The sequence below is a fragment of the Verruconatronum alginivorum genome (genome assembly GCF_056590205.1).
Genome location: NZ_JBWPVQ010000001.1, coordinates 491,022 through 505,681 on the forward strand (window position 1 = coordinate 491,022; position 14,660 = coordinate 505,681).

Below are 14,660 nucleotides of genomic sequence, written 5' to 3' on the forward strand. Positions count from 1 at the left end.
GTTCCAAAGCGGTTGCGAATCGTCCGCTCGATCCTCCCACTTTTTCCCCGGCTGAAAAATAGAAAGATCGTGCTATCGATAGCACTTTCGTGCGGCTGGTCTTTGCCCCCGACTCAGGCACCGGATGACCGCCGCACGATTGTGCTATTGATAGCACGTAATTCCTCTTTCTCTTCCTTACGGAGCCGATTAAAAAGGGCGCTGTGATTTACAACCAAGGACTAAATCTCGATCTTCCTTCTCGCGCCGTCCCCGATCGCGTGAGCATCGCCGGGAAGAATGGCCGGCTCGATCCGTTCGAAAAGCGGACTTTCGCCCTCCTCGACGGCCCCGGCTGCATCCAGCATATCTGGGTGACGATGACCCGCCAGGACACTTCGAACCGGAAATGCCTGTTCCGGATTTATTTCGACGACAGCGAAGTGCCGCAGGTGGAAGCGCCGGTGGGTGACTTTTTCGGGGTGATGCATGGCAAGGCCTGGTATCCGGTCAACACCCCGTTTCTCTCCGTGATGGCCGAAAGCGGTTACAACTGCTATTTCCCCATGCCGTTCGCCCGTTCGGCCCGGGTCGAATTCGAAGGCGGCGACGAGCCGCACAAAATTTACCTGATCGTCGACTGGCACCGCTACCCGGGGCAACAACTGCGCGAGGAGGCCCGCTTCTGCGCCCGCTGGAGGCGGGAAATGCCGGCTCCCAAATACGGCAAGGATTTCCTGATGGCCGACATCAAGGGATCCGGTCACCTGGCCGGCTTCACCTACGGGGTCCGGTTGATGGACGACACCGACCGCTGGAGTCACGGAGGCGCCGACAATCTTTACATCGACGGCGAGACCTCGGAACCGGTTTACCTGCGGGGAATCGGCGGCGAAGATACCTTTGGCACTTCCTACGGCGGAGCGCTCCACCCCGCCCGGACCCATCTTTACTCGGCCATGCCCTACTACGTCCATGAGGATGTCGGCCAGGCCCGCCCGGCCCAGCGGGTAGTCGGCTACCGATTCTTCGATCAGGATTTCATTCCGTTCGAAAAGTCCCTCCACCTCCGCTTCGGTTGCATGGCCAACGATATTTGCAGCACGACCTACTGGTATCAAAAGGAGCCTATCCGGCCGTTCTGGAAAATGCCGTCCTGCGACCTTCGACTCCCGGGAGCGGAATTGAACGCGAAGGATTGCGACCTGCCTTTGAGCGATTCCGGCGACTGGTGGCTCTGCGGCCCGTTTCCCGCCCAGGAAGGAGCGGTGGCGGCCGAAGAGGAAAACTTCGATCCGGAACAAACCTTCCAGGTCGAACACGAGGAAGGCTCCCCGTGGCTTTCGCCCCGTTCCCGGGAAGCCGGACGCGACCAGGCTCGCTGGCATCGCGCCCCGGCCGTCCATGGTTTCGTCGATTTCAACCATTACATCCGGCCTATCTCCAAGGGGGTGGCGCTCACCCATCCCGGGATCGCCGTCGCCCGTTGCGTCATCGAATCCCCCGCAGAAACCGATGCCCGGTTGCAAATCTCCTGGGATGACCGACTCTATCTTCGCGTGAACGAGGAGGAACCGCTTTTCCTCGGCGATCAACCGGCGTTCCGCACCAACACCGTTCCGGTGAAACTGAAGAAAGGGGAAAACCGGATTCTCTTGAAACTGACCAACGAAGCGGGTTCCAATCACGGCGGCTGGGCTTTCTGTTTCCAATGCGTCACCGCTGACGGAACGAAGCTTCTGCCCAAAGCATGAATCGCGGCCCGTCAGCCTCTCTTCGACCATTGACCGCCCGGGATCCGCTCTTCCATCCATGACCAGGAGCAACCTCCAGTGAAATTGGTGTTCGGCATCAGCTTCGGCGCGCTTTTGATCGCGAGCGTCCTGATCTACGCCTTTCTGCCCGACACGGCTTCGCCGGTCCCGGTCCTCTACTGGAACACCGATTCCAACCCCGCCCGCCAGGAGCAAGTCGATCTCTTCCACCAATGGCTGGAGGACGAAGGACATCCACCGTTCCAACTGCGGATGGATACCGCCAACCGGAACATTTCCAAAATGATCATCCAGGGGGTCTCCGGAGTGGCGAGCGATATCATGGATATCAACCGGATGCGCTACTTCCACAGCATCGGGCTGCTGCATGACGTTACCGGCGCCGCCTTGCACCTCGGCTTCGATCCGTCGCAAACCTCCGCCACGATCGAATCCGACATCGTTCTCGACGGCCGCCAATACATGTACCCGTGCATCATCAATTCGCTCTTGTATTGGGTAAATAAGGACGCTTTTGAGAAACACGGTTTGCCGGTTCCGCCCCGCGACTGGGATTTCGAAACCTTCGAGGAAATGGGAAAACGCTTCGTCGAGGCGGCCAACACCCCCGGCCAGCGCCAAACCCACTTTTTCGCCAACCGGATCGATTCGACCACGATGCGCCGCAGCCTCGGTCTCGACGTGTTCAACGAAACCTTGACCGCCTCGATCCTCGATGATCCGCGAAACGTCGAGGTGCTCGAACGTCTCCATCGCTGGACCCATGTCTACCGGATCCTTCCGACTTCGGCCGACCTCGCCTCCTTCGCCACCGAGGCCGGCTGGGGCGGCATGAGTTTCCAGTTGTTCTTCGAAGGCAACTTCGCCCTGGTCTGGTCGGGACGTCACGCGGTGATGCGGTTCCGTCAGCTCGGCAGCCTCAACCTTTCCGCCAGCAATCCTCCGCACGGCGGTTTCCCCAACAATCCGACCAGCGTCCGGGGGGCCGGGGTTTACGCCGGGTCGCCCGACAAGGACCTCGCCGCCTACTTCCTGGCCTACCTGACCAGCGAGCCGTACAACATGCAAATCGTCCGGTCGGGGGACGGCCTGCCGCCCAACATGAAATATACCCGCACCGAGGAGTTCCTTCGCCCTCCCGATTTCCCCAACGAATGGGGAGCCCACGAAGTCTTCGCCGAGGCGGTCGAACAGATCGCGATACCCGAAAGCTACAGTCCCTACGTGGTCGACATGGTCGCCCGCCGCGCGGTCGAATCGGCGGAGGAGGGTTTTCGCTCCGGGATTTTCACCGCCGAAGCCGCCGCCGCCGAAATGGCGGCTCGCATCAATCGCGAGATCGAACGGACCTTACGCGAAATGCCCGCCCTCCGCGCCGGATTCGAGGAACGCCTCGAACGCCAGGCCCGCATCGATGATCTCCGCGCCCGGGGCGAACCGGTGCCGTTGGAGTGGATCGAAAATCCATTTTACCAGCGCTACTACGTCGCCATGGGATGGGCCGCGCAACCCGAGTCTTGATCGATGGAAACCGCCGCCAAACCAGTCACCTCGTCCCAAAGCCGGAAGGTCCGCAAGATCGCCACCGGCCTCGCGTTTCTGACTCCCAGCCTGGCCGGTTTTCTGATTTTCACCCTGGTTCCGCTGATCCTGAGCCTGGTGCTGGCGTTCAGCAACTGGGACTTGCGGCTCCACAACATGTTCAAGGATGAACCGATCCGCTTCATCGGCCTGGAGGGGTTCCGCGATCTTCTCACTTCCCGCGATTTCTGGCGCTATTTCGGCAACACCTTGTTTTTCATGATGGGAATCCCGGTCGCCATCGCCGGCAACCTGTTCCTCGCCCTCCTCCTTTCGCGTGACCTGTCCGGCGGGAACCGGCGGGTCTACCTCGCCTTGCTTTCCACCGCCATCCTGGTCACTTGCATCGTCCTCCTCACCTTGCTCGGCTCGAAAACGACCGGCATCGTCGCGCTGATGTCGGTCCTCGCCTGCGCCATGCTCCTGCTCGGCATCGTCGGCGGCACCACGGTCTACCGGACTTTGCTGTTTCTTCCCGCCTTCACCTCGGGAGTCGCCACCTACATCCTTTGGACCAAGCTTTACAGTCCCCACACCGGCCCGATCAACAACCTGCTGGCCCCGTTCACCGATGCCACCACCAACCTGGTCAACGGCATTCCGGCCTCCCTCACCCAGTCCGGCATGTGGGTCTGCTTTCTCCTGCTCCTGATGGTCTCCGCCCTCGCCCTGCGCAAGCTTCGTTCCCTCTGGAACGATGGCTATATCGGATTCGCCCCGGTGGCCCTCGGAGCGGCGATCCTCGCCGGTCCGATCATCGCACTGCAATTCTGGTCCCCGGAACCGTTTGCCGCCCGCCTGGCCCTCCTCCTCTTCGCCGGACTGATCGTCCGGGAAGCCCTCCTCTGGCGGAAGGGTCCCGATTTCACCGCTCCCTCCGACGCCGGCATCGGAACCGCACTCCTCTTCAGTTTGGCCACCATGGCGGCCGCGTTCATCCTCCTCGGCATCGGCATCGTCTTCTTCAATCTTCCCGCCATGGCCGCCGACGGGATCACCCCCCCGAACTGGCTGACCGATTACCACTGGGCCAAGCCGGCAATCCTCATCATGGCCCTCTGGGCGGCGATCGGCTCCCAGACCATGCTTCTCTACATCGCGGGTCTTTCCAATATCCCACCCGACCTGTACGAAGCGGCGAAAATCGACGGGGCCGGCTCGATGCAAACCTTCTGGCACATCACCTGGCCCCAACTGGCCCCGGTCACCTTCTTCGTCGGAATCATGGCGATCATCTCCGGACTGCAAGGCGGTTTCGAAATGGCGTTTGCCATGACCCAGGGCGGACCCGCCGGATCCACCACCACCTTGAGTTACTTCATCTACCAGGAAGGCTTCGATACCGGACGGCTCGGCTACGCCGCCGCCACCGCCTGGATCCTCTTCGCCTTCGTCTTCATCGTCACCCTTTTCAACTGGAGGTTCGGAAATCGCTATGTCAACGACTGAACCCGCGATCCGCCAACGCCCCCGCGGCCCCCGCCCGGTCGACAATGGCGGGACGGCCCGACGAGAAAACGGTCTCCATCGCTCCGACGGCGGCAGGGTGGTCAAACTCTTCTTCTCCACCGGCGCCCTGCACGCCGGACTGGTCGCCCTCAGTTTCACCATGGTGCTGCCGTTCGTCTGGATGGTGCTGACCAGTCTCAAAACGCTGGCGGAAGTCGACGCCCAGGGCTGGATGCCCCGCGAGGCCCAATGGTCGAACTACCTGCTGGTCTTCCAACAAATCCCGTTCGCCCGCTTCTACATCAACAGTCTTTTCGTCACCTCCTGGATCACATTCCTCACCGTTTTCAGCAGCGCTTTGGCCGCGTTCAGCTTCTCCCGTTTGCAATGGCCGGGACGTGACAAAGTGTTCTTCCTTTACCTCGCCACCATGATGCTGCCGTTCCTGATCACCATGGTCCCGACCTACCAGATCATGATCGGTCTCCGGTTGGTGGATACGTTTCCCGGACTGATCCTTCCGGCCGCCTTCAGCGCGTTCGGGACCTTTCTGCTCCGGCAATTCATGCTCACCATCCCCGCCAGTCTCGACGAAGCCGCCGAAATCGATGGCGCCAGCAAATGGTATGTCTTCTGGGAAATCATCCTTCCACTGGCGCGCCCGGGACTGATCACCCTCACCATCTTCACCTTCATCAGTAATTACCAAACCCTTTTCTGGCCGCTGGTGATGCTGCGCAGCGTGGAAAAATACACCTTGCCGCTCGGCCTGCTCTACTTCGAGTCGACCCAGGGACAGGAAACCCATCTCCTGATGGCGGCCGTGACGATGTCGGTGGCGCCGATGATCATCCTGTTCATCCTCCTCCAGAAACAACTGGTCCGGGGCATCCAGCTCGGAGGAGTGAAAGGATGAACCGCCGAGAACCGGAACAATCCCGGCGGCAGGACGTCGAACCGAAGCCGGCCCTCGCCTTCGTTTTCCATCTCTCCCTCTCTTCTCCTCCGTCATGCTCGACCTGATCAGCAACTTGAACGAATTCCGGAAGATCGTCGCCGTTCCCACCCGCGACGTTCCCCTGAATTCGCTGCTCATCAGCTGCGGTTACAAAACCGAAACCCGTTCCAGCTACGATTGGGACGGATCCAAACGCGGCAAAGGGAGCTTCTGCCTCTTCCAATACACCCTCGCCGGCGAAGGGCGGCTTACCTTCCGGGGCAAGACCCGCAAAATCCTCCCGGGGCAGGCAATGGTCCTCTATTTCCCCCACAAACACCGCTACTGGCTTCCGCCGGAAGCGAAGGAATGGAAGTTCATCTATGTCTGCCTTTACGGCTCCGAAATCATGCGAATCTGGCGGTATGTCCAAAAGAAGGCCGGACCAGTCCTCGACCTCTCCCCGCACGCCGCGTCGGTCTGTTCCGCCGCCGAAATCTGCCAGGCCGCCCAGGGCAACCACCTGACTCTTCCGTCGGAATCCTCCTCCCACGCCTACCAGCTCGCGATGGCGTTGATCTCCGACATCGACGCATCCACCAGGAAGAAGGATTCCGAAGCCGACTTCCAGGAAGTGAAAGCCTTTTGCCAGGCCAACCTCCACCGCCAGATCGGCGTGGAGGAGATGGCGGCCCATTCCGGTTACAGCCGCTACCATTTCACCCGTCTGTTTCGCGAGGCCGAAGGAATTTCCCCCGGCCAATACCTGCTGCACCTGCGCCTCAGACTCGCGCTCCGGATGCTCACGGAGTGCACCATTTCCGTCAAGGAAGCCGCCCTGTCGTGCGGATTCAGTGACGTCAATTACTTCTGCCGCGCCTTCCGCAAGGCTTTCGGCCTGACCCCCGGCAGTTGCCGCAACGCCGAATTCATGAAACACGCCGGTCGGTTGGCTTCACCCGAAAAGCGCAAGCCCGGATCGACCTCATAAATCGGGACCGGTCCGTCCGTCCGACGCCAACAGCGGAACCGCCCGGTCCCACAGCGGCCGAAGATCGACGACGGTGCCTCGCTCCATCGCGGAATCGATCGCCTGCGCGACGACCAGCGAGCGGACCCCTTCGGCGATGCCCGCCGCCGGCTGCGTTTCGCCCCGCATGCATCGGAGAAGGTCGCGGCAAAGGAACTCGTCTCCCCCGGCGTGCCCACTCCCTTCGATCGGTTGAAACTCCTCGATGGCTTCATCCCATCCGATTCGCTTCAATTCCATCTTCCCGGTGTAGGCGTCGAAACGGAGCGAACCATCCGTCCCGAGAATGTAAAACCGGCGTTCGGGAAGGCCCGCCAGGCATTGGGTATGAAACGTGGCCCGTATCCCGGAACCGAACTCAAGAATCGCAACCTGATGGTCCACGATATCTTTGTCGTCGGTGAACGGATTCACCCGGCCGGAATCCGGCCAGGCCTGGAATGCCACCTTCCCGGAAGGATCCGGCCCCACCCGCTCCAGGGCGGTCCGGTTTTCGGAAGTAAAGAAGCTCCTCCCTCCAAAACTGGCAACCCGGACCGGACGATCTTCCGTCAACCAAAGCGCCAGATCGAGATCGTGACAGCACTTTTCCAGCAAGTGAGAACCGGCGTTTCGAGTGTGACGCCGCCAGTTGCCGTGGATGTAACCGCCGTGATTGAAACGCAAGGTTTCGTTGAATTCAAAGGAGAGAATGCGCCCGATTTTCCCTTCCTCGATGAACCGTTTGGCCATCTGATACAACGGGGAATAGCGGAGGACCAGCCCAAGCGCAAAGGTGCGTCCGCTCTTCACCCAGGCGGCGTGCATCCCTTCCGCTTCGTCGAGGGAGAGGGCCAACGGTTTCTCGCAGAAGACATGCTTGCCGGCCTCCAACGCGAGAATCGCCTGTTCCGCGTGAAAGCGATTCCACGAACCGATAAAAACCCAATCGACGTCGTCCCGTTCGCAAAGCTCGCGAACACCGGAACATACTTCAGGCTCGGCGCCGGTCCGTTCCCGCAGACCGCGGATCGAATCTTCGTCCGGATCGAAAACAGCGGTGATCGGCAGATCCGGCTCAACCTTGCGCATCCGGGCCAAAATGCCGGCGACCCGCTGACCGCAACCGACGACGCCGATTCGTTGGCCACATTGGTCGACGGCGGAAGAAACGGAAGGAGAAAGAGAGGAAGTGGGCAAGCTCATAGATGGTCAAGAAGACTACCCGAGAAATCAGATTTCCGGAATGGCCAAACTGGTGTTTTTCATGTTAATTTCGATTTAATGAATCATCAAAACGGGCATCACCTTAACGCCTTGCTACAATCGATCCCGGAACCCAAACAATTTTTCACCGGGTTGCGCCGGTCGACGGAGGAATTGCCCGACAACATGCTGGCGTTCGTCCGCGGGGGCGGCCGCCCCTTGGCGCACGGGAGAAACTCGGGGTTTCACCAGCGCTGGGTATTGATTCTGGCACTACGAGGGTCCGCCACAGTCGAACGGGAAGGAGCGAAATTGCGGCTTTCGACCGGTTCGGCCGTATTGATCCCTCCCTTACACCTCCATGGTTACCGGGAGGTGTCGGCCGGCCTGACCTGGCTGTATATCACGTTCGACTGGGCTGGACACAGTCCTTTGTCGGAGGAATGGGCGGGAATCAGAAAGATCGATCGAGCCACCCGAGCTATGTTGAAGGAGCTATTGGCCGAATGGCATCCGCCCCAAGGCGGGACCGACGGCTCTCTGGTGGCAGCCCGCCTCCTGCACCTGTTACGTCGCTTGTTCCCGCCGTTTCCGGGCGAGACCGGAGATCCGAAAGCGGGAGCCACCCTCATTGCCCGGATCCAGGCAGCCAGGCGGCGCGACGGCACGAACGGCCCGACGGAGATCGCCCGGGAACTCGGGATGAGCGAAAGTCATCTTCGCTTTTGTTTCCGCCGGGACACCGGATTGAGCCTCGGCCGCTTCCTGCGCGAATCCCGCCTCCGCGAAGCGAGCACCTGGTTGCGCCAGGAAGGCTTGAGCGTAAAAGCCGCCGCCGAACGGGCCGGCTACGCCGATCCCTTCACCTTCAGCCGCGCCTTCACCCGCACCCTCGGAAAACCACCCTCCGCCTTCCGGACCGGACATCGCCGCGAAGGTACCGGTTGAGACGCAGGGCATTCATCATACCGGGTCGAGCGCCTCGTGCGGTCGAGAACTGGGTGCGCGGGAAAAAACCAGTGCCGCATCCGCTCGCACCCTAAGAGAACTCATTGACCTCGCGCCACGCCCTTGGGGTGCTCGGACATGTCCGAGCTTTCCGTCCAGGCGACATGTCGCCGAACCCCCGTCATTGAAACCATTATCGAGCAGTTGACGTTCCGCGACACCGTGGAACCCGGTGCGCTCTACGAGCCCCCCCTTCAGCGACCGAGGCCCAGATGGCCTCGTCGCCAATAAAGAGAACGTCATCTTTGGTCGGTGCCAAAATGGGGACGGACCGGCAGATCTCGATAATCCGCCAAATGTTACGGTGTTCGGCCTGACCACTTGTGTCCGGCTTGCGCAGCACGAGCCAAGGAAAGGCAAAGCCCAGCCCCGTGGAAATCTTTATGAGGTGAGCCTTACCCAAGGTGGCGTTGGCACATTCCCCTGCACCATAAAAAAACTCTCCAAGAAGTGGTTCGCGCCACTCGTTTGCACCGTCGTTGGATCGAAGGGAAACGAATCCTTGTATTCGATATTGGCGGGCGACTGATGATGGTGGATCAGCGCGGCCTCCACTCTGAGGCGATTAGTCGATGTGACCGGCGCTGTGGAGAAGCAAACTTCCTGGCTCGGCAGGAGATAAGTGCGCCAAACCTCCCAGCCCTCATGGCTTGCGATGCGGTCGCGAACATTGCCGGCCTCTCCGATATAGATCAGACGATCCAGCACAATCGAATTGGTGAGCAGGTTGTTGGTGCAGGTATAGGCGCAATAGACGCCGGAGTGATCGGGCATGCCGGAAACGTTCGGCTCCCGCCAATAACCATTGAAGATGATTTGATACGTTTGATGGGCCATGGCCGTTATCCTTTCTATGGTTTGAGCTGTTTGAGAAACGCGATGACGTTACCGCCAGCAAAGTCATCTTGGTTTAGACGGTTCTTGATCCACAGATCGACGATTCGTTGTTCACGGTCGTTTAGGTTGCCTCCGCCGCCGCCTCGATATTGGCACTGCGGCGTCGAAAGCAAGAGGTTCACAGGCGGGTCATCAATCCGCACCTGAACGCAGACTCCATCTCCCGCGGCACGCCGCCGGTTGACCTCCTGATTGATCCACGGTTCTCTGGCGTCGCTGAACGCCTTACTTACTTCTCCGATTGTGATTGTGATCATGATACTTCTGTCCTTTCCAGATTGCGTTCGTCCCTCACCGTCTCCGCCGGGCATAACATCTCCTCGATGAGATCGAGCGGGTTCGCGCTGTCTCCACGCGCACGGAATCGGTGGCAGATGGGGCAATCGCTGGATGGCGAGGGCTGGATTACGCGGACAGTGCCGCGCATCGCGTCATAACTGAGCCACGCGTGGGGTGGCCGCTCCTTCGCGAAACCGGTGACCAGGTGGAGAAACTCGTTCACCGCCAGGTTGGCAACGACGCCGTTAAATGAAATGACGGCCGGGGCCGGAATCGAGGCTCCCGTCACGTAATTCCGCTCCTCATCTTCCCGCCTCTCTCGCGCGATATCGCCGGCGGTGACATGGTTCATGCAGAACAGGCATGGGCCGTCTGGCAAAACCACATTCACCCGGCCGGTGACGTTACGGATGGATTCGCCATCGAGAGCCTCGATCTCTGTGGCGGTGTCGATTAGCGGGAGAAGGTGCTGACTGGCAAAAACGCTGAGAATGGCCCGGCTGGTGAAATTATCGCAGCAGCAAAAAATCACGTCCATGCCTTTCAGAGTCTGAAGCACGCTTTCAGTTTCGACGCCGAGAGGCAGCGCAAGGATCTTTGCGTCTCCGGCGATCCGCTCGCCGAGGCGACGCATGAGTTCCACCTTCGGCTTGCCCACATCCTCGGGAAAAGTCCCCACTACACGGGAAAGGTTCGTTTCTTCCAGCGAATCGTGATCGACGAGAACGATGTCCCGCACCCCCAGGTGGAGGAGTTGTTGGAAAACATGAGATCCGATTCCGCCGAGGCCGACAATCCCGACTCGCATCTTCTGAAGCTGACGCTGGCCTCTCTCCCCCAGGGCGAGAATTTGGCGATGATACTCATTGCCGAAAGGAGCGCCTTCGCCGTTTCCCTCGATGGAGGCGCTTGGTTTCATCCAGCGTTGATTTCGACCGACGATTTGGATTCTCGCCAGATGGGCTCTGCCCCCCTCGGGCATCTCGATCACGCTATCGAAGCAGTCATGCCCAAACACGACCGCGCCGTGCGGCAGTCCGGGCACACGAGCGGCTGCGGTCTGAAGCGATCCGGGGATTTTGTCGTGATCGATTGCGGAGAACCGAACCGTTCCCCGGGAAAAAGGATGCGTATGGACGTCGAAGGTACACCACCGTTTATCGCGGGCCCGCTTCAACACCCCGCTGAGAAAATGCGGGGCGAATTCGATCAAGGTCGGTGATTGGGTCGTCACGCAATCGGGCGTGGCTGGAATCACAGCCCGAACCGGAAAGACGAGGCGGTCACCCAGATCGATCCTGCCTGTCAAAAGGTAAGCTCCCTGCTCCACGGCATTTCCCGGCGGAAAAAGATGCCGCATCAAGGTCTCGTAGTCAGCAGAGGAAATCCGAAGCTCATGCTTAATTTTGTTCATAGAACCTCCTCTGCACATGCTTGAGAAAGCGCCAAAGATTCTCACGAGACGGGTCCCACGGCTTCTGCGAATAACAGAAGGTGACCCAACTCTGGCCGTCCATGGTTGTGGGGCTCGCGCCGTGAGGCTGTTTCTGCGTCTCCCGATGCCTGATGTCCGGCGACACGAAGAACTTCGGCGCGCCCTGAGGAAAGTTGGACGGTACAAGCAGCAGGACAGACGATACGCCGGGCTCCCAGCGCGGATCCAGCGGCACGTCCTCAACGACCACGGCGATATTGCCATCGTTTTTCTTACTGGCGACCACCTTCGGAAAATCCTGGCGCAACCGCTCCAGGTCCTGCTGTACCCGCTCCGGAAGGGCTTCATCTCCCCGAATGGCCCTTGCCAGATCATAAAACTTGAAGCCAGAGCGCAGTTCCACGACCTCATCGTCCTTGATTTGCCGGTCAGAACTCGGTCCCGGCTGCTCCAGGAACAGATGATTGCCGCTCGGCACGCTGCCCAGCTTCTTGATTTCGGCGCCAGTCATCGAAGGACTGGGCGCGAAATGCTGTTGATCGTTGATGAAGATCACGATTCGTCCCGAATTGCGACCCTGCTCGTTTTTCTCTTTGTTGTTTTCTTCGATCATAAAAGTTTTTGTGTTAGTCCTTGCCCACTTGGTTTGGGCTCTTTATCTCTAATCCCGAAATCGTGACAGGTTCCCTCTTCAGTGATGGAAGACAACGAAAACGTACTGATTGATAATATCTTACCTGAGGATGCCGACGATGAACTGCTCTTGCTGCAGATTTACGAGGCTGAGCAGGATCCAAGACAGGCTGGGGCGGCCTTGAAAGCATTGCATGAGCGCCATGCCGGGTTTCTGGAAGCAGTGTGCGAGAAGTATGGATGGAAGCATTCAGCGAAGTCTGCGGTTGACTTCGTCAATGAAACCTTCGCAACAGTTTGGCTAAAGAAGCCAGGCTTCCGCCCCCCGTCTTCTAGTTCACCCGATGCACGGCGCAGGGCCATAAGAAATTTCCTTTGCGGAATTTGCCGCAACCTTTACCTGAGGTATCTTTCAACGGTGAGTTCAATCGAAGGTATTTCGTTGGACACATATCTGGACAACTTCGGGGATAGTCTACCGGCTGTCACGATTGAACGATTAGATAGCGATGGACCAAGACCTACACCGCCTGCTCGGACCGCTCTTGCACAATATTTTGACTCTCTTTCAGAGGACAACCGGTTCATCCTGACTTTTTCTGCATCCTACATCGACTTGAATACCGGGCGATGCAACATGCCGCACGAGAAGGCAACCCAACTCGCGTCAGCCGTCGGCTTGGAGCTAGCCACGGTCCGACAGCGTCGAAAAAGAATGATCGACAAAATGAAAGGGATCTTGGCTGATTTGCCTGAGGAACCACTGAAGTAATATGAGCCGTAAACACCGAAACATTGCTGAATCCGACGTGGAACGAGCCGTATACCACACCTTAAGGGATGAGGGACTTCTTCCTCCCGAATCCGAAGAAGAGATTGCTGCCTTGGAGGAAGAGTTTGGCCTTTTTCCCCACTCCACATCAACGTCGGCGGATGTCTTCCAGTTGATCAAAGAAGGGACAATTGAACCGACGTTGACTCCCAATCCCCTAAAGTCGCAGATTGAAGAATCACTCGCTCAAGCGGCACGTGGGGGCTCTGAGATTCCCCAAGAAATTCGCGATTTAATGAGAAAGGATCGCGACGAGGCGGAGAGTCAACGGAGCAGTTAACAATGGGGCTTGAACTTCGCCACCAGCGACGGAAGTATCTTTCGGAACTCGGAGAGAGCGTCGCGGAGGAGTATTCTCCAGGGGCGGGGCGAGTCAATCTTACGCGGATAGCCCTGCGGAACGATTTAACCTGGTCCTACAATGAATATGGTAAGGGTTTTGACGGGTTACTGGAGTGTAGGGGTGGGAGGTTTCACATTTTCTGCAACCTTCGAGGTGGAGGCCCGGATAGCGGCCGGGCTCGATTTACCTTTGCTCATGAGTTGGGGCATTTTTTTATTCCTGAACACCGGGCCGCACTTTTGATGGGTCATGCGCCGTCACATCCATCGTTTTGTGCAGCTCCAAGACCCGAATATTATGTGGAATTGGAGGCTGATTTTTTTGCTGCAAGGATGCTGATGCCGGAAGATCGGCTGCGTCAGGCACTCACCTCGTGCGATAGAGATCTTAACACAATTCGTTCTGTCGCCAACACTTTTGGTGCTTCTTTAGAGGCTACGGTTCGACGAGTAGTCGGAATGCCTGATACTTTCGCCGCTATGATCTCTTTTCGGTCGGGAGGAACGACTTGGTACCGGATATCTCCACAATTTCAACAAAGAAGTATGCGACGAATTCGGGTGAAACGTCCGGATTCCCACCGCGGTTCAGCTACTGCTGTGGTAAATGAAAGCGATACCACCGGAGTTCAAATTCAGGAGTGCATGACTTCAGCCTCACATTGGTTTAGTAACGTGCATCCAGGATCAGAGAAAGACATTATTCTGCGGGAACAGGCCTTGAAAACTCAGTTTTATACACTGACGCTCCTGACGGTCCCCACGACCGGAGTTCGAGAAGTCCTCACTGTTGAGGCTGCGGACTGGTAATGCTGAGGGCATTTGCCAATCCTCCGTCGGGAGAAGCATAAATCACCGTCCGCCGTGTTGCTAATTCCAGCACCAGACGGGTGCGTTCCTCAGCGGTTTCTTTGGTGGGGCGGCGAATGGTGGCGGGGAAGGGGCTGAGGATGAGGAACTCGTCGCGGCGGTATTTTTGTATCCAGTCTTTTGGGATCGAGAAGGGGTCCACGCCCCGGGCGGGGCAGATGACGACGGGTTGGGGGCCGCGGAGGAAGATGCGGAGGCATTCTTTTTCGACGGGGGTGTGAAAGCCGCTGATCACGGCGCGGTTTTCGGCGCGCCAGGTTTGGGCGAGGTCCATTGCCTCGACGATTTTCGACCCGGGGCAGGCGGTTGAGCAAAGGAGCGCGTCAAGCGGGAGGGCGAGCAAGTCGGCGTTGCCGTGCGCCCAGAGGGTGCGGCCGTCGTAGTTAATTTGTTGGGGGACGCGCAGGATCATCTATCCTTTAGCGGTT

The 14,660-nt window shown here is 58.7% G+C and carries 14 protein-coding genes and 1 pseudogene; 9 read left to right on the forward strand and 6 right to left on the reverse strand.

The annotated features are described in order from the left end of the window. Positions 1-203: 203 nt before the first annotated feature. From ACWUI2_RS01635 to ACWUI2_RS01655, 5 genes are all read left to right on the forward strand, one after another. Entirely contained in the window at positions 204-1,733 is a 1,530-nt protein-coding gene (locus ACWUI2_RS01635) for a glycoside hydrolase family 172 protein (protein WP_486981117.1), read from the forward strand. 78 nt (positions 1,734-1,811) lie between these two features. Further along, positions 1,812-3,275, forward strand: coding sequence for an ABC transporter substrate-binding protein (locus tag ACWUI2_RS01640; RefSeq protein WP_486981118.1), 1,464 nt, complete (start codon positions 1,812-1,814; stop codon positions 3,273-3,275). 3 nt (positions 3,276-3,278) lie between these two features. Further along, the gene (locus tag ACWUI2_RS01645) at positions 3,279-4,784 is read left to right on the forward strand and encodes a carbohydrate ABC transporter permease (protein ID WP_486981119.1); all 1,506 of its coding nucleotides are present in this window, start codon (positions 3,279-3,281) and stop codon (positions 4,782-4,784) included. Continuing rightward, positions 4,771-5,700, forward strand: a complete 930-nt coding sequence (locus ACWUI2_RS01650) for a carbohydrate ABC transporter permease (RefSeq protein ID WP_486981120.1) — start codon at positions 4,771-4,773, stop codon at positions 5,698-5,700. The genes ACWUI2_RS01645 and ACWUI2_RS01650 overlap by 14 nt, the downstream gene beginning before the upstream one ends. Positions 5,701-5,794: 94 nt before the next feature. Further along, positions 5,795-6,712, forward strand: a complete 918-nt coding sequence (locus tag ACWUI2_RS01655) for an AraC family transcriptional regulator (RefSeq protein ID WP_486981121.1) — start codon at positions 5,795-5,797, stop codon at positions 6,710-6,712. On the opposite strand, the gene ACWUI2_RS01660 is transcribed toward ACWUI2_RS01655, so the two are convergent. Further along, positions 6,707-7,936 (reverse strand): Gfo/Idh/MocA family protein, encoded by a 1,230-nt coding sequence (locus ACWUI2_RS01660; protein ID WP_486981122.1) that lies wholly within the window; start codon positions 7,934-7,936, stop codon positions 6,707-6,709. The genes ACWUI2_RS01655 and ACWUI2_RS01660 overlap by 6 nt on opposite strands. A gap of 78 nt (positions 7,937-8,014) precedes the next feature. Between ACWUI2_RS01660 and ACWUI2_RS01665 the strand changes: the two genes are divergently transcribed. Then, complete coding sequence (locus tag ACWUI2_RS01665; protein WP_486981123.1) at positions 8,015-8,884, forward strand: helix-turn-helix transcriptional regulator; 870 nt, start codon at positions 8,015-8,017, stop codon at positions 8,882-8,884. Between the two features lie 441 nt (positions 8,885-9,325). Here ACWUI2_RS01665 and ACWUI2_RS01670 read toward each other — a convergent pair whose 3' ends face one another. The 4 genes from ACWUI2_RS01670 to ACWUI2_RS01685 are packed head-to-tail and all read right to left on the reverse strand — an operon-like array spanning position 9,326 to position 12,168. Continuing rightward, positions 9,326-9,781: a GIY-YIG nuclease family protein gene (locus ACWUI2_RS01670; RefSeq protein ID WP_486981124.1), complete on the reverse strand. Its 456-nt coding sequence runs from the start codon at positions 9,779-9,781 to the stop codon at positions 9,326-9,328. Positions 9,782-9,795: 14 nt separating this feature from the next. After that, positions 9,796-10,098 carry a hypothetical protein gene (locus tag ACWUI2_RS01675; RefSeq protein WP_486981125.1) on the reverse strand — a complete coding sequence of 101 codons (303 nt, stop codon included), beginning with the start codon at positions 10,096-10,098 and terminating at the stop codon, positions 9,796-9,798. Further along, positions 10,095-11,534 (reverse strand): HesA/MoeB/ThiF family protein, encoded by a 1,440-nt coding sequence (locus tag ACWUI2_RS01680; protein WP_486981126.1) that lies wholly within the window; start codon positions 11,532-11,534, stop codon positions 10,095-10,097. Before ACWUI2_RS01680 ends, ACWUI2_RS01675 begins: the two co-directional genes overlap by 4 nt. After that, complete coding sequence (locus ACWUI2_RS01685; RefSeq protein WP_486981127.1) at positions 11,521-12,168, reverse strand: multiubiquitin domain-containing protein; 648 nt, start codon at positions 12,166-12,168, stop codon at positions 11,521-11,523. Before ACWUI2_RS01685 ends, ACWUI2_RS01680 begins: the two co-directional genes overlap by 14 nt. 84 nt (positions 12,169-12,252) lie before the next feature. Between ACWUI2_RS01685 and ACWUI2_RS01690 the strand changes: the two genes are divergently transcribed. The 3 genes and pseudogenes from ACWUI2_RS01690 to ACWUI2_RS01700 all read left to right on the forward strand — a co-directional run. Next, positions 12,253-12,960 carry an RNA polymerase sigma factor gene (locus tag ACWUI2_RS01690; protein WP_486981128.1) on the forward strand — a complete coding sequence of 236 codons (708 nt, stop codon included), beginning with the start codon at positions 12,253-12,255 and terminating at the stop codon, positions 12,958-12,960. A gap of 1 nt (position 12,961) precedes the next feature. Continuing rightward, on the forward strand, positions 12,962-13,300 hold the full coding sequence (locus tag ACWUI2_RS01695; RefSeq protein ID WP_486981129.1) for a hypothetical protein: 339 nt from the start codon (positions 12,962-12,964) through the stop codon (positions 13,298-13,300). Between the two features lie 2 nt (positions 13,301-13,302). Further along, positions 13,303-13,803 (forward strand): annotated as a pseudogene (locus tag ACWUI2_RS01700) (ImmA/IrrE family metallo-endopeptidase); the annotation flags it as partial. Positions 13,804-14,146: 343 nt separating this feature from the next. Here ACWUI2_RS01700 and ACWUI2_RS01705 read toward each other — a convergent pair. Then, a complete protein-coding gene (locus tag ACWUI2_RS01705) occupies positions 14,147-14,644 on the reverse strand; it encodes a hypothetical protein (protein WP_486981130.1) in 498 nt (165 codons plus the stop codon). Positions 14,645-14,660 lie beyond the last annotated feature (16 nt).

Bases quoted from the DNA above. Each gene is read 5' to 3' on its own strand.
- ACWUI2_RS01645 (WP_486981119.1), top strand. From the start codon at position 3,279: ATGGAAACCGCCGCCAAACCAGTCACCTCGTCCCAAAGCCGGAAGGTC.
- ACWUI2_RS01650 (WP_486981120.1), top strand. From the start codon at position 4,771: ATGTCAACGACTGAACCCGCGATCCGCCAACGCCCCCGCGGCCCCCGC.
- ACWUI2_RS01655 (WP_486981121.1), top strand. From the start codon at position 5,795: ATGCTCGACCTGATCAGCAACTTGAACGAATTCCGGAAGATCGTCGCC.
- ACWUI2_RS01660 (WP_486981122.1), bottom strand. From the start codon at position 7,936: ATGAGCTTGCCCACTTCCTCTCTTTCTCCTTCCGTTTCTTCCGCCGTC.
- ACWUI2_RS01665 (WP_486981123.1), top strand. From the start codon at position 8,015: ATGAATCATCAAAACGGGCATCACCTTAACGCCTTGCTACAATCGATC.
- ACWUI2_RS01670 (WP_486981124.1), bottom strand. From the start codon at position 9,781: ATGGCCCATCAAACGTATCAAATCATCTTCAATGGTTATTGGCGGGAG.
- ACWUI2_RS01675 (WP_486981125.1), bottom strand. From the start codon at position 10,098: ATGATCACAATCACAATCGGAGAAGTAAGTAAGGCGTTCAGCGACGCC.
- ACWUI2_RS01680 (WP_486981126.1), bottom strand. From the start codon at position 11,534: ATGAACAAAATTAAGCATGAGCTTCGGATTTCCTCTGCTGACTACGAG.
- ACWUI2_RS01685 (WP_486981127.1), bottom strand. From the start codon at position 12,168: ATGATCGAAGAAAACAACAAAGAGAAAAACGAGCAGGGTCGCAATTCG.
- ACWUI2_RS01690 (WP_486981128.1), top strand. From the start codon at position 12,253: ATGGAAGACAACGAAAACGTACTGATTGATAATATCTTACCTGAGGAT.
- ACWUI2_RS01695 (WP_486981129.1), top strand. From the start codon at position 12,962: ATGAGCCGTAAACACCGAAACATTGCTGAATCCGACGTGGAACGAGCC.
- ACWUI2_RS01705 (WP_486981130.1), bottom strand. From the start codon at position 14,644: ATGATCCTGCGCGTCCCCCAACAAATTAACTACGACGGCCGCACCCTC.